21 protein-coding genes and 1 pseudogene are annotated in these 26828 nt (G+C 66.2%); 10 read left to right on the top strand and 12 right to left on the bottom strand.

Annotation, left to right across the window (positions count from 1 at the left end):
• Positions 1 to 97 precede the first annotated feature (97 nt).
• Positions 98 to 1036 carry a LysR family transcriptional regulator gene (locus NCR37_RS21400; RefSeq protein ID WP_250474830.1) on the top strand — a complete coding sequence of 313 codons (939 nt, stop codon included), beginning with the start codon at positions 98 to 100 and terminating at the stop codon, positions 1034 to 1036.
• A 267-nt stretch (positions 1037 to 1303) separates the two neighbouring features.
• The gene (locus tag NCR37_RS21395) at positions 1304 to 3778 is read left to right on the top strand and encodes a hybrid sensor histidine kinase/response regulator (RefSeq protein ID WP_250474829.1); all 2475 of its coding nucleotides are present in this window, start codon (positions 1304 to 1306) and stop codon (positions 3776 to 3778) included.
• A 15-nt stretch (positions 3779 to 3793) separates the two neighbouring features.
• Here NCR37_RS21395 and NCR37_RS21390 read toward each other — a convergent pair whose 3' ends face one another.
• Positions 3794 to 4567 (bottom strand): DeoR/GlpR family DNA-binding transcription regulator, encoded by a 774-nt coding sequence (locus tag NCR37_RS21390; RefSeq protein WP_250474828.1) that lies wholly within the window; start codon positions 4565 to 4567, stop codon positions 3794 to 3796.
• A gap of 289 nt (positions 4568 to 4856) precedes the next feature.
• Between NCR37_RS21390 and NCR37_RS21385 the strand changes: the two genes are divergently transcribed.
• Genes NCR37_RS21385 through pdxA form a run of 3 tightly spaced genes read left to right on the top strand, consistent with a single transcriptional unit; the run spans position 4857 to position 8225 of the window.
• The gene (locus NCR37_RS21385; RefSeq protein ID WP_250474827.1) at positions 4857 to 5864 is read left to right on the top strand and encodes a 2-keto-3-deoxygluconate permease; all 1008 of its coding nucleotides are present in this window, start codon (positions 4857 to 4859) and stop codon (positions 5862 to 5864) included.
• On the top strand, positions 5861 to 7189 hold the full coding sequence (locus NCR37_RS21380; protein ID WP_250474826.1) for a four-carbon acid sugar kinase family protein: 1329 nt from the start codon (positions 5861 to 5863) through the stop codon (positions 7187 to 7189). The genes NCR37_RS21385 and NCR37_RS21380 overlap by 4 nt, the downstream gene beginning before the upstream one ends.
• Before the next feature lie 34 nt (positions 7190 to 7223).
• On the top strand, positions 7224 to 8225 hold the full coding sequence (pdxA, locus tag NCR37_RS21375) for a 4-hydroxythreonine-4-phosphate dehydrogenase PdxA (protein WP_250474825.1): 1002 nt from the start codon (positions 7224 to 7226) through the stop codon (positions 8223 to 8225).
• 126 nt (positions 8226 to 8351) lie between these two features.
• Here the strand turns inward: pdxA and NCR37_RS21370 are convergent.
• Positions 8352 to 8516: pseudogene (locus tag NCR37_RS21370) on the bottom strand (glucose-6-phosphate dehydrogenase); the annotation flags it as partial.
• Between the two features lie 382 nt (positions 8517 to 8898).
• Between NCR37_RS21370 and NCR37_RS21365 the strand changes: the two are divergent.
• Positions 8899 to 10278 carry a CoA transferase gene (locus NCR37_RS21365; RefSeq protein WP_250474824.1) on the top strand — a complete coding sequence of 460 codons (1380 nt, stop codon included), beginning with the start codon at positions 8899 to 8901 and terminating at the stop codon, positions 10276 to 10278.
• A 262-nt stretch (positions 10279 to 10540) separates the two neighbouring features.
• Here the strand turns inward: NCR37_RS21365 and NCR37_RS21360 are convergent, their stop codons facing one another.
• The 5 genes from NCR37_RS21360 to NCR37_RS21340 form a co-directional block, all read right to left on the bottom strand.
• On the bottom strand, positions 10541 to 10921 hold the full coding sequence (locus NCR37_RS21360) for a DUF1801 domain-containing protein (protein WP_250474823.1): 381 nt from the start codon (positions 10919 to 10921) through the stop codon (positions 10541 to 10543).
• A gap of 42 nt (positions 10922 to 10963) precedes the next feature.
• Entirely contained in the window at positions 10964 to 12691 is a 1728-nt protein-coding gene (locus NCR37_RS21355; RefSeq protein ID WP_250474822.1) for an outer membrane protein assembly factor BamB family protein, read from the bottom strand.
• Between the two features lie 347 nt (positions 12692 to 13038).
• The gene (locus tag NCR37_RS21350) at positions 13039 to 15639 is read right to left on the bottom strand and encodes a glucose/quinate/shikimate family membrane-bound PQQ-dependent dehydrogenase (protein ID WP_250474821.1); all 2601 of its coding nucleotides are present in this window, start codon (positions 15637 to 15639) and stop codon (positions 13039 to 13041) included.
• A gap of 149 nt (positions 15640 to 15788) precedes the next feature.
• A complete protein-coding gene (locus NCR37_RS21345) occupies positions 15789 to 16112 on the bottom strand; it encodes a hypothetical protein (RefSeq protein ID WP_250474820.1) in 324 nt (107 codons plus the stop codon).
• Positions 16113 to 16165: 53 nt separating this feature from the next.
• Positions 16166 to 16414, bottom strand: coding sequence for a hypothetical protein (locus NCR37_RS21340; RefSeq protein ID WP_250474819.1), 249 nt, complete (start codon positions 16412 to 16414; stop codon positions 16166 to 16168).
• 137 nt (positions 16415 to 16551) lie between these two features.
• Here NCR37_RS21340 and NCR37_RS21335 point away from each other — a divergent pair, with 137 nt between their 5' ends.
• On the top strand, positions 16552 to 16944 hold the full coding sequence (locus tag NCR37_RS21335) for a hypothetical protein (protein WP_250474818.1): 393 nt from the start codon (positions 16552 to 16554) through the stop codon (positions 16942 to 16944).
• A 29-nt stretch (positions 16945 to 16973) separates the two neighbouring features.
• Here the strand turns inward: NCR37_RS21335 and NCR37_RS21330 are convergent, their stop codons facing one another.
• Together NCR37_RS21330 and NCR37_RS21325 are read right to left on the bottom strand one after the other, a co-directional pair.
• On the bottom strand, positions 16974 to 18170 hold the full coding sequence (locus NCR37_RS21330) for an amino acid aminotransferase (RefSeq protein WP_250474817.1): 1197 nt from the start codon (positions 18168 to 18170) through the stop codon (positions 16974 to 16976).
• Positions 18171 to 18218: 48 nt separating this feature from the next.
• Positions 18219 to 19619: an amino acid permease gene (locus tag NCR37_RS21325; protein WP_250474816.1), complete on the bottom strand. Its 1401-nt coding sequence runs from the start codon at positions 19617 to 19619 to the stop codon at positions 18219 to 18221.
• A gap of 294 nt (positions 19620 to 19913) precedes the next feature.
• On the opposite strand from NCR37_RS21325, the gene NCR37_RS21320 reads away from it, so the two are divergent.
• Both NCR37_RS21320 and NCR37_RS21315 read left to right on the top strand, forming a co-directional pair.
• Positions 19914 to 20210: a hypothetical protein gene (locus NCR37_RS21320; protein ID WP_250474815.1), complete on the top strand. Its 297-nt coding sequence runs from the start codon at positions 19914 to 19916 to the stop codon at positions 20208 to 20210.
• 44 nt (positions 20211 to 20254) lie between these two features.
• Positions 20255 to 20416 carry a hypothetical protein gene (locus tag NCR37_RS21315; protein WP_250474814.1) on the top strand — a complete coding sequence of 54 codons (162 nt, stop codon included), beginning with the start codon at positions 20255 to 20257 and terminating at the stop codon, positions 20414 to 20416.
• Positions 20417 to 20438: 22 nt separating this feature from the next.
• Here the strand turns inward: NCR37_RS21315 and aroQ are convergent, their stop codons facing one another.
• The gene (gene aroQ / locus NCR37_RS21310) at positions 20439 to 20876 is read right to left on the bottom strand and encodes a type II 3-dehydroquinate dehydratase (protein WP_250474813.1); all 438 of its coding nucleotides are present in this window, start codon (positions 20874 to 20876) and stop codon (positions 20439 to 20441) included.
• A 206-nt stretch (positions 20877 to 21082) separates the two neighbouring features.
• Here aroQ and NCR37_RS21305 point away from each other — a divergent pair, with 206 nt between their 5' ends.
• Complete coding sequence (locus tag NCR37_RS21305) at positions 21083 to 22648, top strand: sensor domain-containing diguanylate cyclase (protein ID WP_250474812.1); 1566 nt, start codon at positions 21083 to 21085, stop codon at positions 22646 to 22648.
• 12 nt (positions 22649 to 22660) lie between these two features.
• On the opposite strand, the gene NCR37_RS21300 is transcribed toward NCR37_RS21305, so the two are convergent.
• A complete protein-coding gene (locus NCR37_RS21300) occupies positions 22661 to 25963 on the bottom strand; it encodes an ATP-binding protein (RefSeq protein ID WP_250474811.1) in 3303 nt (1100 codons plus the stop codon).
• On the bottom strand, positions 25963 to 26628 hold the full coding sequence (locus tag NCR37_RS21295) for a response regulator (RefSeq protein ID WP_250474810.1): 666 nt from the start codon (positions 26626 to 26628) through the stop codon (positions 25963 to 25965). The genes NCR37_RS21300 and NCR37_RS21295 overlap by 1 nt, the downstream gene beginning before the upstream one ends.
• Positions 26629 to 26828 lie beyond the last annotated feature (200 nt).

Genomic DNA, 26828 nt, shown 5'->3' with positions numbered 1-26828 from the left:
GTTATAGGCGCGTCGGCTGAGTATACGTAGCGCTGTGCGTCCGCGATACTGACGGCATGTGATAGGGGTATAATTTTTCCTCAAGTCAAACCGCAACATGACGCCATCGCTCAATTCGATTCTTTCACGGCTGCACTTGAGGCAACTGCGTCTTCTCATTGCGCTCGAAGAACGCGGTTCACTGCAAGGCGCGGCGAGCCAGCTCGCCCTCACGCAACCGGGCGTGAGCAAGTCGCTGCATGAGATCGAAACCACGTTCGGCACGCCGCTTTTCGTGCGCACGCATCGGGGCCTCGAGCCCAACGCCGTCGGACATTGCGTGATTCGCTATGCACGGCTCATTCAGACGGACCTCGCGCATCTGCGCGAAGAGATCGTCGGCATCATGCGCGGCTTTGGCGGGCGCGTGTCGGTGGGCGTCATCATGGGCGCGGTGCCGCTCGTCACCGACGCCATCACGGCGCTCGGCGCGCGTCAGCCGGAGATGTCGGTCGAGATCGTCGAGGACACGAGCGCGACGCTGCTCGGTCTCATCGACGCGGGCCGGCTCGACGTCGCGGTCTGTCGCACGAGCGTGAGCCAGACGCCGTATCTCTACGACAGCGTGGTCGTGCAGCAGGAGACGCTTGCCGTCATCGCCAATACCGCGCATCCGCTCGCGAAGCGGCGGCGCGTGGCGCTCAAGGATCTGGCGAGGCACCGCTGGGTCGTGTATCGCGCGAACATGCCGATGCGTCTTCTGCTCGAACGCGAGTTCCACGACGCAGGACTGCGCTTTCCGGCGCATCTGCTGGAAACGACCTCGGCGTTCGCGACGCTCGCGCTCTTGCAAAAGAATCCGTCGCTGGTGGCGCTGGTATCGGTCGATGTCGCGCGCTTCTGTACGGCGCATGGCGTCGTGTGCACGCTGCCGCTCGCGTTTTCGTCGAAGAGCGAGCCGTACGAAATGGTCACGCGACGCGATGCGCCGTTATCGCCCGGCGTGCGGTTATTGATGGAAGAGATCACCAAAGCGGGACGCGCTGTGGGCGCATGAGCGCTCTGTTTGCCAACGGACGAGATTACCGACGCGCCGCGCGTTGCATGCACAAAATACGCAATCACGGCTGGCGAGAAACGCTTACCGCACCCCTTTTTTCGTAACACGAAAAGCCGGGGTTTTAGGCAAACGTTTGCGATTCATTTGTGTTTCAATTGAGGCCCTTCTGCCACCGATACGCCGACTTCCCCGCGCGCCCTATTCCGCGCTTCATCGATGGGATAAAGAGCTATGCGTTTCCAGTATGAGGCTTCCGCATCCGATATGAGGCACAAGCCCGATCGCCAGCGTCAGGCGCATTTCCAGCGGTGGTTCGCGACGTTCGCCAGTCTTGCGCATTCGCGCCTGCCACTGCCGGCGTATCTGCAAAAAGTCACGGACACCTTGCGCGAAGTCGCGGCCGTCGCGTCCGCTGTCGTCGAGTGGATCGAAGACGATCAGCTCGTCTATTGCGCAGCGAGCGGCGCGGCCGCGCAGCACGTCGGCGTCCGGCTGCCGAGCGCCGGCAGTCTGTCGGGCCTGTGCATCACGCGTCAGCAGGCGCTCATCAGCCGCAATACTGCAAACGACCATCGCGTGGATCGCGCGGCTTGTCAGGCGGTCGGCGCCATTTCCATGGTGGTTGCGCCGGTTATCTACGACGGCCGCTCGGTGGCGGTGCTCAAGCTCATCTCCGGCGAGCCGGACCAGTTCGACCAGTCCGACATCGCCATCCTGAACGCGTTTTGCGCGTGCATCGCGGAAACCATCGCCCGCGAGGAAGCGGCGCAGGAAAATCGCCAGCTCGTGGCGGCCAACGCGAGCGTGAGCGCGGACTTAAGCGTGGAATCGTCGCTGCGCGCGGAGTACGAGAAAAAGCTCGCCGATGCGCTGCGCCGCCGCCGCACCGTGATCGACAACGCGAACGTCGCCTTCATTTCGATGGACGAAGCCGGCATGATCGTCGACTGGAACGAGGCCGCGGCGTCGCTCTTCGGCTGGCGCGCGCAAGAGGCGGTGAACCGGGAACTGGCGCAACTGATCGTGCCCGAGCGTCTTCGCGACGCGCATCGCACCGGCTTCACGCGCTATCTCGCCACCGGCGAAGCCCGCGTCATCAATAACCGCATTCAACTTCCGGCGCTGCGTCGCGACGGCACCGAGTTCGCGGCCGAACTGACGGTGAGCGAAGTATGGTTCGACGGCCAGCGCCAGTTCGCGTGCTTCATCCACGACGTCACGGACCGGCTGCGCGCGACCGAAGCGAACCAGCGCCTGCGCCTTCTGATTGATTCGGTCAGCGATTACGCGATTTGCATGCTGGACCGGCACGGCATCGTGCAATCGTGGAACGATGGCGCTCGCGCTCTTTACGGTTACACGGCGGAAGAAGCGGTCGGGCGGCATTTCGCGCTCTTCTATCCGCCCGACGAACTGGGCCGCGACCGTCCCGACGAGGCGCTGCGCCGCGCGAGCGAAAACGGCCGCGTGGAGCATGAAGACTGGCGCGTGCGCAAGGACGGCTCCGCGTTCTGGGCGCATGCCATTCTGAGCGCGCTGCCGTCCACCAATGGCCGCGAGCAGAACTTCGTCGCGATCACGCGCGACATGACCGCGCGCCGCCGCCTGGAAGAACTCGAAGCGTCGAGCCGGCGCATGAATGAATTTCTCGCGCTGCTCGGTCACGAGTTGCGCAATCCGCTCGCGCCGATACGCAACGCCGTGAGCATTCTGAAGCTGAAGGCGTCCGACGATCCCGACGTCAACCGCAGCCGGCTGATCGTCGACCGGCAGCTCGCGCACCTGACGAAGCTCGTCGACGATCTGCTCGAAGCGGGCCGCGTCAGTTCGGGCAAGATTCGTCTCTCGACGGAAATCGTCGATATCGCGGATGTCGTGCATCTGAGCGTTGAAGCGAGCCAGCCGTTGTTCGACGCGCGCGGCCAGCACCTCGCGGTCGAGGAGAGCGGCCAGCGCATGCACGTGAACGGCGATTCCACGCGGCTCGTTCAGGCGCTCAACAATCTGCTCAACAACGCATCCAAGTTCAGCCCGCCCGGGTCGACGGTCACGCTCGAAGTCGGCCCGCGCGGCAATGCGGCGATGCTGCGAGTGACCGATCAGGGACGCGGCATTTCCGCCGATGCGCTCGCCACGGTCTTCGATCTGTTCGTGCAGGAGCATCCGCCGGGCGCGCATCTCGACGAAGGCGGGCTCGGCATCGGCCTCACGCTCGTGCGCGCGATCGCGGAACTGCACGGCGGCCACGTCGAGGCGAAGAGCGGCGGCACCGGCAAGGGCAGCGCGTTCACGCTGTGGCTGCCGCTCGCGCAGGCGCCCGCGGACATCGGAGCGACGCCGGCGCAGCCCGCGGCATCGGCAGATCGGCAACTGGAAGTGCTCGTGGTGGACGACAATCGCGATTCCGCCGACAGCATGACGCTGCTCGTCGACATGCTCGGTCACACCGCGCGCTCGGCCTACGACGGCGAAGAGGCGTTGCAGCAGTTCGGCGCGCGCCGGCCGCAGGTCGTGCTGCTGGACCTGTCGATGCCGGGGCTCACGGGCTTCGACGTGATTCGCGGCATCCGCGAGCAGGCGAGCAGCGACGGCGGCAAACATGTGATTGTCGCCGCCATGACCGGGCTCGGGTCGGACGAAGACATCGCCCGCACGCGCGCTGCCGGCTTCGATGCGCATCTCGTCAAGCCCGTGGATCTCGACGAAGTGGAAGCGGTGCTCGCGCTCGCCGCCAAATGAAACCGGAGCGGGCTGCTAGCGCGCTTCGCTCTCCGCGCGCTCGACAGTCACGTTCCCGCGCTCCGTGAAGCGGCTCGCGGCGGCCGGGTCAGCCAGCGAATCGGTGATGAGCGTCCAGTCTCGCTCGAGCGGCGTCCAGTGCTGCTGGCTCGCGCGCCCGAGCTTGTCGGATGTGACGAGCACGAACACGCTCGCCGCCTGCGCGACGATGCACTCTTTCAGAAACGCCTGCTCCGCCGTGGCTTCGCATAGCCCGCGGCCCGCCACCACGCCGTCCGCGCCCAGAAAAGCCAGGTCATAAGTGACGCGCGACAGCGCAAGCTGCGCAATAGGTCCGAGCGTGCTCATGCTGGACGGCCGCACGTCGCCGCCGATCAGCGTCACGCGCACGTCCGCCGACGCGAGCGCGCTGACCGCCAGCAGATTATTCGTCACGACCTGAATGTCCTTGCGTCCCGCGAGGCAGCGCGCGAGCGCGGCGGTCGTCGTGCCGCCGTCGAGAAAGAGCGTGTCGCCGTCCTGCACATGCCGCGCCGCCGCCCGCGCGATGGCTTCCTTCTGTTCCCGAAAACTTCCCCGCCGCGTATCGAGCGATTCCTCCGGCTCGTGCACGCCCACCGACGCCGCGCCGCCGTACGTGCGCACGATGCGGCGTTCTTCGGCGAGCGCGCGCAGGTCGCGCCGCACCGTCGCCTCCGACATGCCGAAGTGCTCGCACAGCGCGGCCACATCGTTCATGCCGGACAGCACGGCCTTCAACATGGCTTCGCGGCGTTTCTCGACTTTCATGCGGTTCCTGTTCGATTGAGCGTGATGACGCGTGCTGCGTGCGGCGGTCCGCAAGTTTAGCGAATCGGGCGGCGCTTTCGGGCGCGGGCAATGCTGATCGAGTTTTCAAAAGCGCGCGCTACCGATTTTGATCGGTTCGATCATTAATTGTCATAACGTTTGCGCGGTTCGATCAGTGTAAACGCCTAGAGGCGTCGAATTGCGCGTGATTCGATCAAACGATACACTTGGAAATGATCGATGTAATCATTTCTTGATCGAACCAGACAAGATCCTCCTGGAGACACCCATGGCCCAGATTCCCATCAAACGCGCGGTGGAGCGCGTACCCGGCGGCATGATGATCGTTCCGCTTCTGATCGGCTCGCTCATCGCGACGTTCCTGCCGGGCATGCCGAAGTTCTTCGGCTCGTTCACGAACGCGCTCTTCACCGGCGCGCTGCCGATTCTCGCGGTCTTCTATGTCTGCATGGGCGCGGGCATCGACGTGAAAGCGACGCCCTACCTGCTCAAGAAAGGCGGCGCGCTCTTCGCCACGAAAGTCGGCATGGCGATTCTGACGGGCATCGTGCTCGGGCATTTTCTCGGCGAGCAGCCGATCAGCTCCGGCATGTTCGCAGGCCTCTCGACGCTGGCCGTCGTCGCCGCGATGAACGACACGAACGGCGGCCTCTACATGGCGCTGATGGGCCAGTACGGACGCTCGGAAGACGTTGGCGCATACACGATCATGTCGCTCGAATCGGGTCCGTTCCTCACGATGGTCACGCTCGGCGTCGCGGGCCTCTCGGCGTTTCCGTGGCCGACGCTCGTCGGCAGCATTCTGCCGCTCGCCATCGGCATGTTGCTCGGCAATCTGGACCGCGACATGCGCGACTTCCTCGGCCGCGCGGTTCCGGTGATGATCCCGTTCTTCGCGCTGGCGCTGGGCGCGAGCCTCGACTTGCACAAGGTCTGGCAGGCCGGGCTGCTCGGCATCGGGCTCGGGCTCGCGGTGGTCGTCGTGACGGGCATTCCGCTCTACTTCGCGGACCGTCTGACGGGCGGCACCGGCGTGGCGGGCGCGGCGGCGGCCAATACCGCAGGCAATGCGGCGGCGGTTCCCGCGCTGATCGCGGCGGCCAATCCGGTCTACGAATCGGCGGCGAAGTCCGCGACGCTGCTCGTCGCGGCATGCGTGGTCGTGACGGCCATCGTCACGCCGATCGTCACGGCCGCGATTGCCAAGCGCGTGAACGCACGCAGCGAAGCGCGCGTGGCGGTCGGCGCGCGGGACAAGCGGGGAGCCACGCAATGAGCGCGCAGCCTGCCCAGGCAGCAAGCATGCTGATTCTGGCCGATGACCTCTCGGGCGCTGCCGACTGCGCCATCGCGTTCGCGGCGTCGGGGCGCAAGACGGTCGTGACGCTGGACGTCGCATCGCCCTTCGACGACGCCACCGTGATCGCCGCCGACACCGACACGCGCCGTCTCGCGCCTGCCGACGCCGGCGCGCGCGTGGCCGATGCGTGGCAGGCGCTGCGCGCGCCCGGCCGGCGTCTGTACAAGAAAATCGATTCGACGCTGCGCGGCAACTGGACCGCGGAAGTCGCGGCGCTCGCGCGTCTCGCCGGGCCGGCGATCGTCGCGCCCGCGTTTCCGGCCACGGGCCGCGCCGTGCGCGACGGCATCGTGTTCGTGCATGGCGTGCAGCTCGAAGAGACGGAAACGTGGCAGCTCGAACACGCCGGGCGCGACGCGCGCCTCGGGCCGATGCTCGAGGCGGCGGGCCTTTCGACCGCCCACGTCGCGCTCGACACGCTGCGCGGCGAGCCGCAGTCACTCGCCGCGATCATCGCGACGGCGGCGGCAGAAGGCATCGGCGCGTTGATCGTCGATGCCGGAACCAGCGACGATCTCGCCGCGCTCGCGCGCATCACCGCATCGCTCGATACGCCGTTCTTCTGGGTCGGCTCGGGCGGACTTGCGCGCGAACTCGCGGCGCTGCCCGATCTCTTCGCAGCGGCTGCGGACCAGGCGCCGGCGGCGCGGCATGCGTCAGCAGACGTGGCGCGCGGCCCGGTGCTCGCGCTGGTCGGCAGTCTGTCGGCGGTGTCCGAGCGGCAATGCGCGATGCTGCGCACCGAAGCGGGCATCGTCGAATTTATCCTGCCGCCGGCGGTGCTGCGCGACGGCGACCGTCACGCGGACTGGCGCGCGTGGGGCGAGCGCATCGGCGAAACCTTGCGCGGCGGGCAGGATCTGATCGTGCGAATCGGACGCGACGATGCCTTCGATCCCGCCGAAGGCGCGCGCCTTTCCACTGCCCTTGCCGCGCTCGTCGCGCCGCATTTCGACGCGCTGGGCGGCCTGATCGCGACCGGCGGCGAAACCGCCCGCGCGATGCTCGCGGCCGCGAACGTCGGCAGCCTCGAACTCGTGCGCGAAATCGAAGCCGGCGTCGCGCTCGGCCGGGCCACGACGGGCGCATCAAACACGGCGGGCGACACGGCGGGCGGCGCGGCCATCGTCACGAAGGCAGGCGCGTTCGGCAGCGAGCACGCGCTGTATGGCGCGTACCGGCATCTGCGCGGCCTCTCGAACGAACACGCCGCAGCGGCCTCGCCCGTTGCCGCCCGCTAGAAACCACGCGAACCCTCAACATCTATCAATCACCATGACCAACTATCTTCCCGTAATCGGCATCACGATGGGCGACGCGAGCGGCGTGGGCCCGGAAATCGTCGTCAAGAGCCTCGCGCACGACACCGTCTACCAGCAGTGCCGTCCGCTCGTGATCGGCGATGCGCGCCGCCTCGAGCGCGCCATCGAGATCACCGGCGTGAAGGCCACCGTGCGGCGCGTCGAGGACGCGTCCGAGGCGCGTTATGAACCGGGCGTGATCGACTGCATCGACCTCGGGCTGATTCCCGACGACCTGCCGTTCGGCCAGCTCTCGCCGGTCGCGGGCGACGCCGCTTACCGCTATATCGCCCGCGCGGTCGAACTGGCGCAGGCCAATCAGATCGACGCCATCTGCACCGCGCCGCTCAACAAGGAAGCGTTGCACGCGGGCGGCCACAAGTTTCCGGGACACACGGAGATGCTCGCGCATCTGACGGGCGTGGACGAAGTGTCGATGATGCTGGTCGCGCCGAAGCTGCGCGTGATTCACGTGACGACGCACATCGGCATCATCGACGCGATCCGCAAGATCGAGCCGGGGCTCGTGCAGCGCACCATCGAGCGCGGCGACGCGACGCTGAAGAAGGCAGGCATCGAGAGGCCGCGCATCGGCGTGTGCGGGATCAATCCGCATGCGGGCGAGAACGGCCTTTTCGGCTATGGCGAGGAAGAGGAGAAGATCATCCCGGCGGTGAAGGCCTTGCAGGAACGCGGTCTCGACGTGACCGGCCCGCTGCCCGCCGACACGCTGTTCTATCGCGCGGGGCGCGGCGACTTCGATCTCGTCGTGGCGATGTATCACGATCAGGGACACGGCCCCGTGAAGGTGCTCGGGCTCGAAGCGGGCGTGAACGTGACCGTCGGGCTGGATGTGATCCGCACGTCGGTGGATCACGGCACAGCGTTCGATATCGCGGGCAAGGGCATTGCCGATGAAGGCAGCATGCTGGAAGCGCTGCGTCAGGGCGCGGAACTGGCGACGCGGCGCGGGTGATACGTGATCGAGCGCGGGTGCTCGCCGCTCGATATCGCGGGCAGGGGCATCGTCGACTAGGCGACATGCCGGGTTCGCTGCGGCGGGGCGCGGAATCGGCGGCACGGCGCGGCTTGGACTGAAGCCGCCGGCCCAGCGCCAGTTTTCCATGAAGACGCGCGCCGCCGCACAGGTTTCGGTGCGGCTGTCCTTCGCGACGCCCGGCTCTTCGCGATAACCCGGTCCCGCCGCGCTGGCTTCATATTGCCCGAACACCACGTCCTGCGCCGAAAGCGGCTTCATCGCGTCGAAGCTACGGCCGACGCGTCCGGCGACGCGGCACGGGCCGCGGCTGAAGGCGCTACGCGCACGCGCAGGATTCGTCGCCGGCTCGGCTCGGTCCGAGGCCGGTGCGGCGAGACGCGCAACCGGCGGCGCCGCGCCTTAAGCTGAAGGTGCTACGCCCGGGGCGCAGAATCGGCGGCATGGCGCGGCCCCGACCGAAGCCACTCTGGCAAGACCCGCAACCGGCGACGTCGCACGCCTGCGGCTGAAGGCGCTGAGCCCGGGGCGCAACGGCGGCACGGCACGGCTGCCGCGTCCCAGCGGCCCGGCAAGCGCGGATAACACTGTAGCGGGAAGCCGACGCCAATCGGCGCGACAATGGCGCATCTTTCGTCGCCGCGCTCCCATCATGACCGCTTCCTTCGAAACCCTCGCTTCCCTATGGCGCATCGCCGGTCTGCCCGGCGATGCGCTCTCGTTCGTCGACCTGACCGGGCACGATCCGGTCTTTCCTTCGACCTTCGCGGTCGGCACGGCCGCGCAGTCCACCATCGCCGCAGCGGCCCTCGCCGCCTGCGAGCTCGCGCATATCCGCGGCGCGCCGCGTCAGCGCGTGGCGGTCGATATGACGCACGCGGCCGTCGAATGCACCGGCTACTTCACGCTCGACGGCAAGGAGCCGGAAACGTGGGGCCCGTTTTCCGGGCTCTACCGCTGCGCCGACGGCTACGTGCGCATCCATGCAAACTTCGCGCACCATCAGGACGGCGCGTTGCGCGTGCTCGGTCTCGATCCGGCCACGGCGACGCGCGCCGAGGCCGAGCGCGCGCTCGTCCACTGGCGCGCGGGCGACTTCGAGGAGGCCTGCGCGCAACGCAGTCTCGTCGTCACCAAGCTGCGCCGCTTCGACGAATGGGACGCGACGCCGCAAGGTCAGGCGCTCGCCGGGCAGCCGCTGATGACGTTCACGCGCATCGGCGATGCGCCGCCGCTCACGCTTGCCCCACTTCCCGAAACGGCGCGTCCGCTCTCCGGCGTGCGCGTCCTCGATTTGACGCGCATTCTGGCCGGTCCGGTCGGCGGTCGCGCGCTCGCCGCGTTCGGCGCTAACGTGATGCTCGTGAATTCGCCGCATCTGCCGAACATTTCCGCCATTGCCGATACGAGCCGGGGCAAGCGCTCCGCCCATGTCGACTTGCGCTCGGAAGACGGGCGCGCGGCGCTGTGGCGTCTGATCGGGGAGGCGCATGTGTTCTCGCAAGGCTACCGGCCGGGCGGGCTGGCGTCGCTCGGCTTCGGACCGGACGAACTGGCGGCGCGGCGGCCGGGCATCGTGCAGGTGTCGCTGTCGGCTTACGGGACGAAGGGCCCGTGGGCCGGGCGGCGCGGCTTCGACTCGCTCGTTCAGACCGCGATGGGCTTCAACGCGGCCGAAGGCGAGGCAGAAGGCGCAGGCAAGCCTCGCGCGCTGCCGATGCAGATGCTCGACATGGCGACAGGCTTTCTGATGGCGTTCGGCGCCGCGGCAGCGCTGTGGAAGCAGCAGCGGGAAGGCGGAAGCTGGCATGTGGAGGTATCGCTGGCGCAGACGGGACACTGGCTGCGCGGGCTCGGCCGGATCGAGGGTGGTCTGGGCGCGAAGAAGCCGGATATCGCGGCGTTTCTGGAGCGCGTGCCATCGGGATTCGGCGAACTGGAAGCGGTGCGGCCGAGCGCGCAACTCACGCGCACGCCGGCGGGCTACGACAGGGCGTCGGTGCCGCCGGGGACGTCGGAGGCGCGCTGGTGAGGGTGCGATTGGCCGATGGAAGCGCATCCGTCGATGCGGCCGGAGTTGCCGAGGTTCGCTCCTACGGGCGAAGCGCGCCTCACGACGCTTGACTGACGTTGGCCGGGAAGCGGCGCGGCGAAGTGCGCACTTTCGCGAACGCCGGCCGGCTACGAGAACGCTTCGGTCGCAGTTGCATCAGAGCCGTCCGGGGTGAACGCGCAACAGGTCGAGGCGGCACGGCCAAGCCGGTACCTCACGCCAGAAGCGGCCCAACCCGCCCTCACTTCCCCGACTTCTTCGCTTTCCCCTGATTGAACTCGATCGCCGCGCGCACCAAGCGCGATAGCCGCGCCGCATCGACCGTATCGCCTTCGAAGAAATCGATGGCGCGTCGCGCGTTGCCTTCCAGTCCCGCGTTGAACAGCCCGTCGGGATCGGCAATCGACGCGCCATGAGCGAACGTCACCTTCACTTTGCCCTTGTGCGCGTTGGCGACCGCGATCATGCCGTCGCGATACCACACTGGGCTTCCCATGTACTTCCACTCCTCGACGATCTCGGGATCGGCATCGAGGATGCTTTCGCGCACACGGGCGAAGGTCTGCCCGCGCCAGTCCGTCAGTTCGGCGATCAACTGGTCGATGCGTTGCGATGCGTTCATTCGATCTCTCTCACTCTCGACGAAGCGATGACAGCACCGGGTCTATCGCGGAAGCAGTCCGAACACACCCACGCCGCTTCGCGTGCCCACGTACACCTTGCCGTTCGCAATCGTCGGCGTGATGAACTTGTTGCCCTGGCCGAACTGGTCGCGCGCGCCGGCCTGTCGGCTGTTGTACAACTCGCGCGCGAGATTCGTCGCGTCGTACGCATGCAGCGCCGCGATCGTGCCGTTCTCTGCCGCCCACACGATGCCGTTCGCCGCGCCGTTTGCCGACACGCTCGGCGTCGCGCCCGGCGCACCGAAGCTCGTCGGCGTCTGGCTCGCGGCCGTGGACGAGAGCCGCGCGTCGGTAATCGTGAACGCCTTGATGCTGTCGCCAATCGCGCCGAAGTAAACGGTCCGGTTGAAGTACGCGGGCATGCCGAACATCGGCCCGCGAATCTGCCCGACGACCTCCTGATAGATGTGATCCGCGTTCGAATCGAACTTGCCCATCGAATCGCGGTTGACCACGTAGATCACCGAGTTCTTGCCCGCGCCGAGCGCGAGATGGTGGATCGCGCCGCTTGCGTCAGGAAGATCGGGCAGCACGAGCGCGCCGCCGGAACCGAGATCCTCGTCCGCGCTCGACTGCTGCACCGTGTTCGACGGCTGGAAGTAGTCGGTGACGGCGAGCGTCGGCGTCGTCGCGAGCTTCAGGAAGCCGTTGCCGAAATCGGCGTGAATCGGCATGCCCTGCCCGTCGAGCGTCGCGTCGAAGGTGCCGTTCGCATCGAGAAAATAGATGGACGCGCCATCCGAAGCGAGGCCCGCGCCGCTCATCCAGATCGCGCCCATCTGTCCGTTGGGCGTGACGTTCAGCACGCTCGCCTGTTGCAGCGTGCTAGCGTTGTAGCCGATCACCCAGCCGGTGTACGGCATGATGTCGCAATGCGACGTCCACGCCGTATAGACGATGCCACCCAGCAGCAGCAGCGACGCGCGCTCGGCGTATTGGCCCGGATCGAAGACGACGCGTCCGTTCTGGCTGCCCACGCCGGTGCCGGGATACGACGCCGCAATCTCCGTCGGCCCGCCGAAAAGCTCGGCGCCCGTGGCAATGTCGAGCGCATGAATGCGCTGGTGATAGCGCCCCGCGCCGTCTTTCGACATGCCGACGACATACATCGCGCCGCGCGCGCGGTCGATGACCGGCGTCGCCGTGATGCCGATGGTCGGCGTGATCTGGCCGCAGCGGTGGTCGTCGCTCGGCGTCTCGCCGCTTGCAAGCGTGCTCGCTTTCCAGAGCGTGGCGCCGGTGTCCGCGTCGAACGCAAAGACGCTCGCGTTCTCGGTCGCGACATACAGCACGTTGTGCGTGCCGCCCGCGATAGGCACGGCGGCGAGGAAAAGCGGCTGCGCATCGACGGGGCCGTCCGCCGCGAAGACGGCGAGCTTGCCGAACGCGGCGGCGTTGACGTTCGCGGGCGTGAGCACGGATTCGAAGAGTTGCTGGCCGGTGCGCGCGATGTCGTTGTGATACGTGGCGACGTCCATCGGGTGCGTGACCGGCTGCGTCGGAGTGCCGCCCGCGGTCGCACCGGAAGCGCCCGACGCGCCCGACGCCGGGGCAGAACTCGAAGCCGGCGCCGCCGCACTGCCGCCGGCCGCGACGGAACTCGTCGTCGATGAAGAACCGCCCCCGCTGCATCCCACGACGATCGCCGCCGCGACGATCGCCGCGCCAAGCAAGGAGAGCACTGCGCGACCCGAAAAATGCCGACTCATGTGCGTTCTCCTTCTGGGAACGAGCGAAGCACGCGGTTCAGTCGATTATCGCGCGAACTTCGCACCGTGAGTCGTTCAGCGTAGCGAGCACTCGGCGGGCTCGGTTGCTGCGTCGCATCAAACCTGCTAATATTCGGGTTACTACCTAGGTAGTTAACCTAGACGCCACACATTCAAGGAGTTGCCATGGGAATCCTCGCCCCGCTTTTTTCGATGATCGCCGACACCGTTCGTGACGCACTCAAGGCTCGCGCCAAGGTCAGCGCGCTGATGGCCGAAGCCTATCGCCGCGCGGTCTAAATTCGCTCAGGGCGGCGGTTCAATGCACCGCCGCCCTTGCGCTGACTTCACGGCAGCGTGTACGCGATTACGTAATCCCCCGCCTTGGTTCCCAGCGAACCATGCCCGCCCGCCGTCACCACGACGTACTGCTTGCCGCTCGCGTCGGCGTAGCTCATCGGGGTTGCCTGGCCGCCTGCCGGCAGACGCGCTTCCCATAGCTTGTTGCCGTTGCGCACGTCGTAGGCGCGCACGTATTGATCGAGCGTGCCCGTCAGGAAGGTGACGCCGCCCGCCGTCACGATCGTGCCGCCGAGGCTCGGCACGCCGAGCGGCATTGGAATCGGCAGCGGCGCCTTGTCGCGAATCGTGCCGTTCTTGTGTTGCCACGCGATCTTGCCCGTGCGCAAATCGACACCGGCGATATACCCCCACGGCGGCGCCTGACACGGAATGCCGAGCGGCGACAGAAACGCGTTCAGCTCGAACGCGAACGGCGTGCCGCGCGCCTGCTTGATGCCGCTCGTCTCGCTGCCCTTCTTCTCGCCCGCCTGCTCGTCCAGCTTTTCGCGCGCAATGAGCTTCGACGTGAACGCCATGTAATCCGGATTCGCGATCAGAATCTGCCGCACCGGATCGACCGACACGCCGCCCCAGTCGAATACCCCGAAATTGCCCGGAAACACCAGCGTGCCCTGCTCGGACGGCGGCGTGAACGGCCCCTCGTAGCGCAGACTCTTGAACTTGATGCGGCACCAGAGCTGATCGAACGGCGTCGTGCCCCACATGTCCGCCTCCCGCACGCGCGGCGGATTGAAATTGAGCGCGGAGACGGCCTGCGTCGGCGACGTGCGGTCGCCTCGCGCCGCGCCTTGCGGCACCTGCACCTCGTTGATCGGGATAATCGGCTGGGCGGTTTCGCGGTTCAGCACGTAGAGGCTGCCCTGCTTTGTCGACGCGACCAGCGCCGGCTGCATGCCTTGCGCGGTTTGCAGGTCCACGAGCGTCGGCTGGCCGCCCACGTCCATGTCCCAAAGGTCATGGTGCGTGAACTGATAGTTCCAGCGCAGCTTGCCGGTTGCGAGATCGAGCGCGACGACGCCCGCGCCGAAACGCTCGGCCTGCTGCGTGCGCTGGCCGCCCCATTGGTCGGGCGTCTGATTGCCCATCGGCAGATAGAGCATGCCGCGCTTTTCGTCGACGCTGAAGATCGACCACATGTTCGGCGAGTTGCGCACGTAGGTTCCGCCGGGCGCGATCGGCTCGGTGGCGTCCGGGTTGCCCGAATCCCAGTTCCAGACGAGATGGCCGTCGTTGACGTCGTACGCGCGGATCACGCCGGACGGCTCGTTGTTCGATTCGTTGTCCGTCACGTGACCGCCGACGATCACGAGATTACGCGCGACGGCCGGCGGCGATGTCGAGTAATAGCCGCCCGGCGTGAACGGCCCGATGTTCATGCGCAAGTCGATGGTCCCGTTCTTTCCGAAGCTCGCGCATGGCTTGCCCGTGTCGGCGTCGAGCGCGATCAGGCGGGCATCGGCGGTCGGGAGAAAGAGCCGGCGCGGGCATTCATTGGAAGGCGCGGCGGGTTGCGCGGCCGGTTGCGCGGCGGTCTGGTCGCCGGTCTGCGCGGGCGCGGAGGCGGCGGCGTCGCTCGATGCGGCCGGCGTGGAACCGGCATCGCTGGACGCGGCGGGCAGGGAAGCCGCGCCGTCGCTCGTGGCGGCCGGCGCGGACGCCTGCGCATCGGATGACGCTTCCGAAGCGGCGGACGCGGACGCGGCCGCGGGCGAAGCCGCCGCCGCATGCATCGCCGGATCGTAGTACGCGACGCCCCGGCAGGTCATGTGCTCCCAATGCTTGAACCCGACCGCGCTCTGAATCTGCGGATCGAAGTGCCAGCGTTCCTTGCCGGTCGCCGCATCGAGCGCGAACACCTTGCTATGCGGCGTGCATAGAAAGAGCGTGTCGCCCACTTTGAGCGGCGTATTCTCGTCGGTCGTCTCCGTCGGATCGTCGGGGCCGGGCATGTCGCCGGTGCGGAACGTCCACGCCGTTTTCAACTGATGCGCGTTCTGCGGCGTGATCTGCGCGAGCGGCACGTAGCGCTGTCCGAGCGGCGAGCCGCCATAGTCGATCCAGTCGCCGGGCTGCCGTCCGGTTGCCGCGTTCAGGTCGGGCTGGTTCGGATCGGCGGCCACGCTCACGTCGATGCTGCCCGCGCGATCGTGCGGATCGGTGAAGTACGTGCCGATGCCGAGCAGCAACGCCAGCACGATCGCAGCCGCGAGCGGCACGCGCGCAGCGCGCGCAGTCGAAGGCGGACCGAACAGCGCGCCGCGATGCACGTAAGGAATGAGCAGCCACACCGCCAGCAAGACCCAGATCCACAAGCGCGGCAGAAGCTGCCAGAAGTCGAAACGCGCTTCGAACACCGCCCAGATCGTCGATCCGAACAGCACGAGCGCGAAGAGCAGCAACGCGGAGCGGCGTCGGATGAGCAGGAGGAGACCCGTCAGCACGATGGCCACGCCGGTGATCGCGTAGTACCACGATCCATTGAGCGTCACGAGATACGCGCCGCCCGCGGCGAGCACGAGTCCGATCACGATGAACGCGACGGCCGTGCCGAACGTGAGCGGATGAAGTCTTGAAGTACTCGCCATGCTGCAACCCTCCCTGAAGAATGGCGGAACGCGGCCGTCGTCAGCCGTGGTTCGGACGTTGCCAGACCGGTCTCGGGCAGCAAGTCACGTGCCGTTCGCGGGCGGGAGAGCGAATGAGAAGTAGGGCGATGCTTCGTTGCGAAGCCGTTTCAGCGCGGACGCGGCCACTGTCCGCCGTGAACCGTCGCGCAATGCGTGCCGGAGACGAGCGCAGCCTTCAGATCGCTGCGTTCCGAGAAACGCGGGGCGTCGAACCAGGGCAGGAACTCGTCGCGCCATACGCCCCAGGCGTTTTCGTCGAAGTCGAAATCTTCGTCGATGCATCCGTTATCGCGCAGATACGCGCCGACGACCTGCTTGCCGTTCCAGTATGCAACGGCCACATCGGTCAGATCGGCGGTCATGCCGCGCGGCAGATCGCGGAGCAGCATGGCGAGGTGCGCCCTGAACGATGTGAAGTCGGTCGGTCTCATCGTGTGCTCCGCTTCAAAAAGATGCGTTGAAAACACTTGCGCGGCGCGCGCGATCAGCCAAACGCGCCCTTATTGAGGTCCTTCTCGAACGCCGTCACCCATGCGGTGCCGTGCCCGATGCGATATTCGCGCTCCTTGAGCGTCGAACGCCGCACGATGCTCACGTGTCCCCGCAGCGGATAAACGTCGTCCACGACATCCGATTCGCCCGCCTCCTGCACGAGGAAATCGCTCGGGTCGAGCCGGTGGCGCGCGAGAATCGCGAGGAAATCCGCCTTCTCGTCGGGTGCGATCACTGACATGGCGCCCTCCAACATCGAACGCTGCTCATTCAAGGTAGCACACGCGCGGACGAACGGCGAAGCGAATCGCCTCGGCACGCGGTACGCACATAACTTGCTGCGGAGCATGGCCGATTCACTTTTCGGAGGCATCGCCGATGAACGTTTCGCCGTATCGCTACGCGGCCTTCTGCGCGGCGCTTCTTGCATGCGCGCACGCGCACGCCGGCCAGCCCGCCTGCGGCGTGCTGCAAGGCGCGTCGGGCAACGCGCTGACCTTGCAGGAAGGCGCGCGCGCCGATCTCGTGCAAGGCGACAAGCCCGTGCACGGCACGCTACATATCTATCGGGATGACGCGGTGTATCGCGTGTACTGGCAGCCGGATGGAAGCGCGGAGCAGTACGTGCTTGCGAATGCGGGGGAAAGCGCGGGCGAAGGCGCGGGAGAAAACAGCGTGCGGTTGATTTCGACGCCGCCGCGCGGCTCGAAAGTGGACGCGGGACCGGGCACGCTGCCGCCGCAGCAGGTGCTGTCCTGTCCCGCGTTGTGAGGCGCTTGCGGCCGGCGCCCGGCGATGCCTTACTTAGCCAGTACCTTGCCGATGGCGTCGGCGACGGTCTGCACGTTGCTCTCGTTCAGCCCCGCGACGCACATGCGCCCCGAGCGCAGGATATACACGCCGAATTCCTCGCGCAGACGGTCCACTTGCGGCGCTTCCAGACCCGTGTAGGTGAACATGCCACGCTGCTTGACGTAACGCGACAATGCCTCCCCATGCACGTGCTCGCGCAGGCCGTCGTGAATCGCGCGGCGCATGCGCGCGATACGTTCGCACATCGCCGCGAGTTCATCTTTCCACGACTGCGCGAGTTCGGGCGTCGTCAGCACCTTGGTCACGATCTTCGCGCCGTGCGTCGGCGGATTGCTGTAGTTGGCGCGCACCGCGCTCGTCAACTGGCCGAGCACGCGGTCGGCTTCGGCGGCATCGTCGCAGATCACATGCAGGCCGCCGCAACGCTCGCCATACAGCGAGAAGTTCTTCGAGAACGAATTGGCGACGAACGCGGGCACGCCACGGCGCGCAAGCTCGCGCACGGCGAACGCGTCGTCTTCGAGCCCCGAGCCGAAGCCCTGATATGCCATGTCGACGAACGGCAGCAGGTCGCGCTTATGCAGCACGTCGATGATCTTGACCCACTGCGCTTCGTCGAGATCCACGCCCGTCGGATTGTGGCAGCACGCATGCAGCAGCACGACGCTCTTTGCCGGCAACGCGTCGATGGCATCGAGCATTGCATCGAAGCGCAGGCCGCCGGTGGCTTCGTCGTAGTACGGATACGTGTCCACTTCGAAGCCCGCGCGCTCGAAGATGAAGCGATGGTTTTCCCACGTCGGATCGCTCACCCATACTTTCGACGCCGGAAAGTATCGCTTGATGAAGTCCGCGCCCACCTTCAGCGCGCCGGAGCCGCCCAGCGTCTGCACGCTCGCGATGCGGCCTTCGGCGCGCGCCGCGCTGCCCGTGCCGAACACGAGCGCCTGCACGGCATCGCGATAATGCGCGAAACCGGCCATCGGCAGATACGGCTTCGGGCCGAGCTCCTGAAGGATCGAGAGTTCGGCCTCGCGCACCGCCTGCATGACGGGCAAGCGGCCGGCGTCGTCGAAATAGATGCCGATGCTCAGATTGACCTTGTTCGTGCGCGGGTCCTTCTGGAAGTTTTCGTTCAGCGAGAGGATCGGGTCGCCGGGGTAGGCATCGATATGTTCGAACATGGTCTGGGTATAAGAACTAGATTCAGGACGAAAATGCAGCACGAAGGATCAGCGGGACGGCGCGCGGCTTCGCTTGCCGGCGTCGTCGCCCTTGGTTTTGAGATAGTAGCCGATTCCGAGAATCGCCAGCCAGATAGGAATCAGATAGACGGATAGCCGAAGGTCCGGCGTCTCGTACATCACCCAGACGATGCCCGCGACGAATGCGAGGCACAGGTAGTTCGTGAACGGATAACCGAGGCTCGCAAACGTCGTGGCCGCCCCCTGCTCGCGCTTGTGGCGGCGGAATTTCAAATGAATGATGCTAATCATCGCCCAGTTGATGATGAGCGCCGATACCGCGAGCCCCATCAGCAGTTCGAACGCGCGGCCGGGAATGAAGTAATTGATCAGCACGCACGCCGCCGTCACGACGGCCGAAACGAAGAGCGCCGCGAGCGGAATGCCGCGCGCGCTCACCTGGCGCAACGCGCGCGGCGCGTTGCCCTGCTGCGCGAGGCCGTACAGCATGCGGCTATTGGCATAGACGCCGCTGTTGTACACGGAAAGCGCGGCCGTCAGCACGATCACGTTCAGCACGTTCGCGACCACCGTGCTGTTCATCTCGCGGAAAATCAGCACGAACGGGCTGCCGCCGGTGGCGACCTTGTCCCACGGATAGAGCGAAAGCAGCACGCCGAGCGCGCCGATATAGAAAATGAGGATGCGGTAGATGACCTGATTCGTCGCGCGGGGAATGCTGCGCGACGGGTCCTCGGCTTCAGCCGCCGTGATGCCGACCAGTTCCAGCCCGCCGAACGAGAACATGATGACCGCCATCGACATCACGAGTCCGCTCGCGCCGTACGGGAAAAAGCCGCCGAGCCGCCAGAGGTTCGTCACACTGGCCTGCGGCCCCGCGTGGCCCGACGCGAGCAGATAGCCGCCGAACAGGATCATGCCGACGATCGCCGCGACTTTCACGATGGCGAACCAGAATTCGAGCTCGCCGTACGACTTCACGCTCGTCAAATTGATCGCGTTGACGATCGCGAAGCACGCGAGCGCCGATACCCAGGGCGGCAGCGCCGGCCACCAGTACTGCATGTAGATGCCGACCGCGGACAGCTCGGCCATGCTCACGAGGATATACACGGCCCAGTAGTTCCAGCCGGACACGAAACCGGCCGCGTGGCCCCAGTATTTGTCCGCAAAATGGCTGAACGAGCCAGCCACGGGCTCGTCGACGACCATTTCCCCCAGCTGCCGCATGATGAAAAACGCCATCATCCCGGCGATCGCATAGCCGAGCAGCACGGACGGCCCGGCGAGCTTGATGGTCTGCGCGACGCCTAAGAAAAGCCCCGTGCCGATGGCGCCGCCGAGCGCGATGAGTTGAATGTGGCGGCTCTTGAGTCCGCGCCTGAGTGTTTCGTGCTGGGCTGCTGCCGGGTTGTTGCCTGAAGCCATTGTCGATCTCTGCCTGAACTGCCAAGGACGCGCGCCGCTCTGCCGCTGCCTGCCGGGAAAACGCGAAAAGTGTTGTTTTTTCGTGCGACGGGCGACTGTACAGGGCGAACACTCGTCGAACCGTGCTTCACGGCGCGCGGAAAAACACGCCATTTTACCTTCCCGGCGCCCCGGGAAGCCTTGCCGGATGGACTTCGCACCCTCCTGGGGCGCGAAGGCGGGCCGTCAAGAGATCAAACTGAACCGGGAATCAGGTCTTTTTCGGAGGATTGATTCGGGCGCTCCCCGCGCAGAATGGATTCATCCACTTACGGGGAAGCCAACATGTTCCAGACGATGCAAACGAACAGCACGCCGCAGCAGACGGCGATTCTCGGCGCGATCGAATCCCACGCCGGCGTGGCGGCTTTCGAAGCCGAACTGCTCGCCGAACTCCGGACGGCGTCGGACAACGTGCTGCGCCTTGCCGCGCAGGTCCGCGCGCAGGCCAACGCCGATGCCGCCGACGCCGCCGAAACGCTGGCCGAGCAGCACGCGATCGCGCAAACGCTGATCGGCCGCCTCCTCGCCATGCCCGTCGCACAAGCCTGAGCATCACGACTCACAAGAATACGCATCGAATCAGGAACACGACAATGAACTACTTGACCATCATCGCCATCGTCTGGACCGTTTGCGCGCTCTTCGCTGTGCTGTTCATCCGTGGCGCGACGCTGCGCGAGCGCAAGCCTGTGCCCGTGCAAAGCCGCGCGCGCCGCGCCGCCGCCAGCGTGAAAGACGCGAGCCGCGCTGCGTAACGGCCTTACACGCGGCGCGGCATCACTTGATCGCCGATACCGCCGCGCGCAGGCCGAGCAGATAGCTTTCCACGCCGAAGCCGCAGATTTGCCCTTTGACGACTTCGGAGAACACGGACACGTGCCGGAAGGCTTCCCGCGCATGAACGTTCGACATGTGCACCTCGATGACGGGCACGGTCAGAATGGCGAGCGCATCGCGGATCGCGTAGCTGTAATGCGTCCACGCGCCCGCGTTGATGACGACTGCATCGACGTTATCGCTGAACGCCTGATGGATGCGCGAGCACATCTCGCCTTCGATGTTGGTCTGGTAGCACTCGACTTCGACGCCCAGTTCCTTGCCGAGCGCGGCCAGTTGCTCGTCGATTTGCGCGAGCGTCGCGGTGCCGTACTGCCTGGGATCGCGCTTGCCGAACATGTTGAGGTTGACGCCGTGCAGCGTCAGGATCTTTGCCATGGTGTGTCCTTGAATTGATAAGCAGCGGCTCGGGGATGCGCAGATTCTGAAGGCCGGCTCGCGCGATGACAATAGCGCCTGCTGACCGCTTGCCTCTTTCAGTTTTCGACCGACCTGCCGTAAACCCGCATATGACGGTGCACGCCGGATAAGCCCGTGCCTCACCGATGCCTTCCCAGTATTTTTCCGGTCCGCCGGTATCTCGCATGTCAGGCTCCTCGTCCTTGCTCGATTCCCTTCTGGCGACACCGGCAACGGACGACGGGCGCATCACGCCGGGCCATCGCTCCTCGCTGCTCTTCACTCTGCTCGACGACCTTCGCCCGCTGCTGCTCGCGGGCGGCTCCACCGCATTCGTCGCGCTGGTCGCGCTCGTGCGCGCGCATGCGCCGTGGACCGTCGCGTGGTTCGTCGCGGACGCGCTGCTTCTCGCCGCACGCGTGGCGGTCGTGTGCCGCTACCGCGCCGCGCGGCGCAGGCAATCGCCGCAGCCCGAGCCGTGGGCGCGGCGCTATGCGCCGTTCGGGCTCATCGCCTGCGGCCTGACCGGCCTGGGCGCGATGGCCTGCGTCATGTCCGGCGACGCCATGCTCGCCTCGCTCGCGATCATGGTGACGGCCGGCATGCTCGGCGGCATCGCGTCGCGCAATGCGGGCGTGCCGCATCTCGCGATCTCGCAGATCTGCGCGGGCAGCGTGCCGATCGGCGCGGGCGCGCTCATGGGCCCCGCCGGTTACTGGATGCTCGTGCCGCCGCTCGTCGTCTATATCGCTGCGATGAGCGTCGTCGTGCGCCGCCACTATCGCAATCTCGTTGCGCTGATGACGGCCGAAGAAGAGCACGCGGAACTGGCCGCCCGCTTCGACGCCGCGCTCGCGCACATGCCGCACGGCCTCTGTACCATCGACGCGGCGGGCGCGGTCGTCATCGCCAATCGCAAGGTGGCGGAGCTCTTCGGCGCGAGCGCCGACATGCTGCGCATCGGCGTGGCGCTGCCGGAGTTCATCGGCTATCTTGCGCTCGCCGGACACGGCGAATCCCTGCGCGCGAAGTTGACCGCGCGCTGCGGCGAGTGGCTGAAGGACCCCCACGCCCCGCTCGATCTCACGCTGCCCGATGGCCGTCGACTCGAACTGAGCCGCGATCCGGTGCCGGACGGCAGCGCCGTCATCATCGTCGAGGACGTGACCGCGCGCCGCCGCGCGGAAGCGAAGATCCTGCACTGGGCGCATCACGACTCGCTGACCGGCCTGCCGAACCGGCGTTACTTGAGCGACCACGCCGAGCGCCTGATCGCGGGCAGCGCGCACCGCGAGAAAGTCATGGTGATGTATGTCGATCTGGACGGCTTCAAGCACGTCAACGATTCGCACGGCCACGATGCGGGCGACGAACTGCTGCGGCGCGTCGCGGACCGTCTGCGCAACGCGATGCGGCATGGCGAACTCGCGGCGCGTCTGGGCGGCGACGAATTCGCCCTTGTGGCGACCTACTTCGCGGATGCGGCGAGCATCGCGTTCGCGCGGCGCATCGTGCGTGATCTCTCGCTGCCTTACGAACTCGACGCGGGCATGGTCGTGACGCTGGGCGTGAGTATCGGCATTGCGCTTGGGAAGCCGGGCGAATCGTTCGAGCGCGCGCTCAAGCGGGCCGACATCGCGCTCTACGAAGCGAAGATCGAAGGCCGCGGCGGATACCGCTTCTCTGAAGACGACGCGCTCGCGGCACGCGAAGAACTGGACGCGGTCGCCTCGCCGACGCAGCGGATGTAATCATCCGGCTCGCTATCTCGGATGCGGGTCCAGCACTGCATGCAGCATGTCGCGCAATTCGATCAGGTCGCGGCGAATGAGCGCGGTGAAGGTATCGACGTCTTCGACCCAGCTTTCCGATTCACGCAGCAACGCGCGCAGTTCCTGGCACTGGTCGTACAGCATGGACGGACCGAGCACCGTCAGCCCGCCCGCGAGCTTATGCGCCCAGCGGCGCAGCTTGCGCGCGTCCTTTTCCTTGCAGATGTCGTCCAGCGCGACGATGTCTTCGTCGATCTGCCCGGCCAGATCGGGCATGTAGGCGGGCGGAATCGCCGGGAAGCGCGGCGGAAGATCGTCGTCTTCGTGCGAATCGCTCGCGGCATGCTGCTCCGGTTCCTGCGCGGCATGCGCCATTTCCGCGCCCGCTGTCTGCAGCACGCCTGCCAGCACCGCGAGCGGAACGGGCTTCGTCAGATAGTCGGTGAAGCCGCGCGCGCGCCCGCGCTCGACATCCTGCGCGCTTGCGCTCGCGCTGATCGCATAGATGCGCATGGCGGGATCGAGCGCGCGGGCGGCGACGAGCAGTTCGGCTCCCGACATCTTCGGCATGTCCATGTCGGTCAGAACGATATCCACGCGATGCTTGCGCAAGAGATCGAGCGCCTCTTCGCCGTCGTGCGCCTCCAGCACGGTTGCGCCGAGCGTCAGAAGCTGATCGCGCAGGAGCCCGCGATTCAGAAGATTGTCTTCCGCGATCACGACGGTGGGCCCCGCCTTGCGCGCGGCCGGCGAATTCAGCACGTCGGCGGCGCGGGCCAGTGTCGACCCGCGCTGCCGTCCCTTGATGGTCGCGATCGCGTCCTTGAATCCCTTGAGACTGAAGATGCTCACTTCGAGCACGCCGTCGCCCCAATGCACCGGCACGAGCGGGCCGTCCTGCGTCATGCGGATCACGCGCGTGCCGTCCTTCCATGCCGCCTTGATATCTTCCTCGGTGAACTCGTCCGTGGCGATGAAGTAGTCGCAGCCCTCCGTGAGCGCGGCGTCCGGCTGTGTCAGATACGTGACGGAACTGAGCTCCGGGTCGTAGAGATTCTCGAACCATTCACGATACTCGCTCGCGCGGCACAGAACGGCCGGCTTGCCGTCGAGCAAAACCGCGTCGTCGCTTTTCGCGGTTGCGTCGGCGGCGAGCGGCAGCGACACGCTAATGCGCGTGCCGACGCCTTCGGCGCTGTCGAGCGAGATGCGGCCTTTCATGAGTTCGCAAAGCCGCACGCAGATGGACAAGCCGAGCCCCGTTCCGCGCGCCTGCGTGAGTCGGTGGGCGTCGCCCTGAATGAACGGCTGGAAGAGCTTTTCGCGCTGCGATGGCGGAATGCCGATACCCGAATCCGCGACGCTGAGTTCGAGCGCCTCGTTCAGCCATCGGGCGCGCACGACGATCTTTCCGGAGTAGGTGAACTTGAGCGCGTTGCCGAGCAGGTTGTTCAGAATCTGCGACACGCGAATCGGATCGAAGAAGAGCTTCCCGGGACACGAGCGGTCGATCACGACGAAGAGCCGCAAGCCCTGCCGGTTCGCGAGCGGCGCATGCGCGACCATCACGCGGACCACGAGTGCGCGTATGGAGCCCCATTCCTCCGAGAGCCGCATTTCGCCGATGTCCATCTTGGAGAAGTCGAGCACGTCGTTGACGACCTGCAAGAGCGCGCCCGCCGACGCCTGCATCGCGTGAACGCGGGCTTCCTGTTCGGCGGCGAGCGGTCCGAGCGCGACGAGTTCCAGATTGCCGACGAGCGACGAGAGCGGCGTGCGGATCTCGTGACTCATCGAGGCGAAGAAGCTGAGCTTGGCTTTCGCGGCGGCGTCGCTGCTTTCCTTCGCGTCGCGCAGCAGCCGTTCCACTTCGCGGTGCTCGGTGATGTCGGCGATCGCGCAGAACAGCACGTCGGTCTTGTTGACGACCGCCGACGCGTACGACACCTTCAGATGCAGCGTGCCGGCATCCGGCTTGTCGAGCGTGTAGTGAAGCTGCCGGATGGTCGCGTCGGGGCCCTCTTTCGCCGGCGCGATGCCGTGCGCGCGAAACGCATCGCAGAGACCGGCCGGCAGGCGCATGGACGCGTCGGTCAGATCGAACAGCGAGCGCGCGACCTGATTGGCCGCGATCACATGCAGGTCTTCCTTCAGCGCGATGCACAGACCCACGGGCGTCGCATGCACGAGCAGGTGGTTGAGTATCTCGCCTTCGACCGCGCGGCACGCCTGCTCGTACGAGCGCGTGAGAAAGCGGAAATTCCAGTAGCGGTACATCGCGAGCAACATGGCGATGAGCGCCCCGGTGACGGTCATCAGAATGGACAACTGGATGCGCTTCGAGGTAAGTTCGGTCGCGACCGGCAGCACCACGACGATATGCCCGATGCCGAGCGCAAGCGTGTCGAGCCGTGCGCCCCAGCTGTATCCGGACGCCCAGTGGAACACGCCCGCTTGCGCTTTCGCGAGCTGCGCGTTGGTGGATCGCACATAGACCGTGTCGTCGCCAGCCAGCACGTGATGCTCGTCGTCCATGATGGCCATCTGCGATTCCATCGATTGCGGCGTCGCGGCGTCCATCGCCTTCTGAAGCGAGACCCGCGTGTACACGAGTCCGAAAGGCTCGTTGTTGCGCGCGACCACCATGAACATGATGACCGTCGGCGTCGCGAATCCGATCGACGCCGGCGCCATGAACCACATGACGCGCCGGGCGCGCGCGGCGTCGAGCGGCGCGATGCCGCGCGTGCGCATGAAGATTTTCGCCAGATCCGTGAGTGCGGACAGCCTCTCGGGCGGCGCGACTTTGTTGTCGGTGCCCTCGAAGAACGCGAAACCGTGGGACGCACTACCGTCGAACCTCGCGTACTGCAGGATGGGCGGCGTGCTTTCCTCGGGGATCATCTGACGCGCCGCCTCGCATGCGGCGGAGAGCGCCGCGTCCTCCCGGCCCGATGGATACGCCTGGCACTGAGGCTTGCCTCGCGGCTCGGGCACGCTGTCTTTCGGGGGCAAGGCGCCCACTTCCAGCAGCAGGCTGCCGGGCGTGAGCATGTTGTATCGGCTGAATACGCTGACGTTCACGCCGCGCATGGCCGTCTGCGCGAACTCGGCCTCGGTCTTCAACGTCGAGTTCAACATGAAAAACGCGCTGGCCATTGCGCCGCACAGCGCGGCGAAGATCAGCAAACCCACGGCGATCGCGAAGATGCGCCGCTCGCGCTTCAGGTTGCTTTCGAGCATCCGCAGCATTTGCAGAGGAGAATTCTGCGATGCGGCGAAAAAACGCTCCATCAGGCCAACCCTGTCTTCGCGGCGTATTTGACGAGGTCCACGTGATTCTCGACATGCAGCTTGCGCATGGCGGAGCGTTTCTGGGTCGCGACCGTCGGCACCGAGCGGTTGAGCGTGCGCGCGATCTCGGTCACCGAGAGCCCCTGCGCGAAGAGGCGCACCACTTCCAGCTCGCGCGGCGAAAGCGGCTGTTCGCGGGCGAGGTCTTTTGTCGTGGACCCTTCCCGCGCGAGACGATGCTGGATCTTCGGCGAGAAGATCGTTTCCTTCGTGGCGAGCGCGCGCATGCTGATCTGCGCCAACTCGCTCGCGGGCTCTTCCTTGCTCACGATAGCGGCGACGCCGAGCTTGCAGAGTTCATGAAACATGCCGCCGCTCGTCATCATGGTGAGCACGACGAGCGGAATATCCGGATACGAGCGGCGCAGCTTGCTCACGAGCCGCAAGCCGTCGAGTTCCACTTCCTCGTCGCCCTGCATCACGAGATCGGTGATGATGAGATCGGCAGGCGCTTTGTCGAGCACGCGGATCAGTTCCGCGCCGGAGTTCACCGTGCCGGTGATCGTGAAGCCGGGAAGCTTGGAGAACTGGTCGGACACGGCCAGAAGTACGATGGGGTGGTCATCGGCCAGCACCACGCGGATGGGACCGGTGTGTCCCTTCATGAGCACACCGTTGCCGGCGTGTTGGACATGTGCTTCGAAAAATGAAATCGACGCGCTGCCCGACGTAATCGGAACAATCGGAGCAATCGGTGCAACAGACGAACGGACTGTTTCATCATCACGTCTCCCCAGCGGGCAGAGATGCCCTGTAGTCATTCTAGGATAAGGGCATTCGCATTGAAAGACGGGGGACGGCGCGT

Source organism: Caballeronia sp. GAFFF1, from assembly GCF_023630705.1.
Classification (GTDB): Bacteria; Pseudomonadota; Gammaproteobacteria; order Burkholderiales; family Burkholderiaceae; genus Caballeronia.
The sequence above is the reverse complement of the archived record's forward strand: the minus strand, read 5'-3'. Positions and strand labels throughout refer to the sequence as shown.

Bases quoted from the DNA above. Each gene is read 5' to 3' on its own strand.
- NCR37_RS21345 (WP_250474820.1), bottom strand. From the start codon at position 16,112: ATGAGACCGACCGACTTCACATCGTTCAGGGCGCACCTCGCCATGCTG.
- pdxA (WP_250474825.1), top strand. From the start codon at position 7,224: ATGACCAACTATCTTCCCGTAATCGGCATCACGATGGGCGACGCGAGC.
- NCR37_RS21365 (WP_250474824.1), top strand. From the start codon at position 8,899: ATGACCGCTTCCTTCGAAACCCTCGCTTCCCTATGGCGCATCGCCGGT.
- NCR37_RS21305 (WP_250474812.1), top strand. From the start codon at position 21,083: ATGTCAGGCTCCTCGTCCTTGCTCGATTCCCTTCTGGCGACACCGGCA.
- NCR37_RS21340 (WP_250474819.1), bottom strand. From the start codon at position 16,414: ATGTCAGTGATCGCACCCGACGAGAAGGCGGATTTCCTCGCGATTCTC.
- NCR37_RS21300 (WP_250474811.1), bottom strand. From the start codon at position 25,963: ATGGAGCGTTTTTTCGCCGCATCGCAGAATTCTCCTCTGCAAATGCTG.
- NCR37_RS21320 (WP_250474815.1), top strand. From the start codon at position 19,914: ATGGATTCATCCACTTACGGGGAAGCCAACATGTTCCAGACGATGCAA.
- aroQ (WP_250474813.1), bottom strand. From the start codon at position 20,876: ATGGCAAAGATCCTGACGCTGCACGGCGTCAACCTCAACATGTTCGGC.
- NCR37_RS21330 (WP_250474817.1), bottom strand. From the start codon at position 18,170: ATGTTCGAACATATCGATGCCTACCCCGGCGACCCGATCCTCTCGCTG.
- NCR37_RS21295 (WP_250474810.1), bottom strand. From the start codon at position 26,628: ATGAAGGGACACACCGGTCCCATCCGCGTGGTGCTGGCCGATGACCAC.
- NCR37_RS21385 (WP_250474827.1), top strand. From the start codon at position 4,857: ATGGCCCAGATTCCCATCAAACGCGCGGTGGAGCGCGTACCCGGCGGC.
- NCR37_RS21315 (WP_250474814.1), top strand. From the start codon at position 20,255: ATGAACTACTTGACCATCATCGCCATCGTCTGGACCGTTTGCGCGCTC.
- NCR37_RS21395 (WP_250474829.1), top strand. From the start codon at position 1,304: ATGAGGCACAAGCCCGATCGCCAGCGTCAGGCGCATTTCCAGCGGTGG.
- NCR37_RS21335 (WP_250474818.1), top strand. From the start codon at position 16,552: ATGAACGTTTCGCCGTATCGCTACGCGGCCTTCTGCGCGGCGCTTCTT.
- NCR37_RS21400 (WP_250474830.1), top strand. From the start codon at position 98: ATGACGCCATCGCTCAATTCGATTCTTTCACGGCTGCACTTGAGGCAA.
- NCR37_RS21325 (WP_250474816.1), bottom strand. From the start codon at position 19,619: ATGGCTTCAGGCAACAACCCGGCAGCAGCCCAGCACGAAACACTCAGG.
- NCR37_RS21380 (WP_250474826.1), top strand. From the start codon at position 5,861: ATGAGCGCGCAGCCTGCCCAGGCAGCAAGCATGCTGATTCTGGCCGAT.
- NCR37_RS21350 (WP_250474821.1), bottom strand. From the start codon at position 15,639: ATGGCGAGTACTTCAAGACTTCATCCGCTCACGTTCGGCACGGCCGTC.
- NCR37_RS21355 (WP_250474822.1), bottom strand. From the start codon at position 12,691: ATGAGTCGGCATTTTTCGGGTCGCGCAGTGCTCTCCTTGCTTGGCGCG.
- NCR37_RS21390 (WP_250474828.1), bottom strand. From the start codon at position 4,567: ATGAAAGTCGAGAAACGCCGCGAAGCCATGTTGAAGGCCGTGCTGTCC.
- NCR37_RS21360 (WP_250474823.1), bottom strand. From the start codon at position 10,921: ATGAACGCATCGCAACGCATCGACCAGTTGATCGCCGAACTGACGGAC.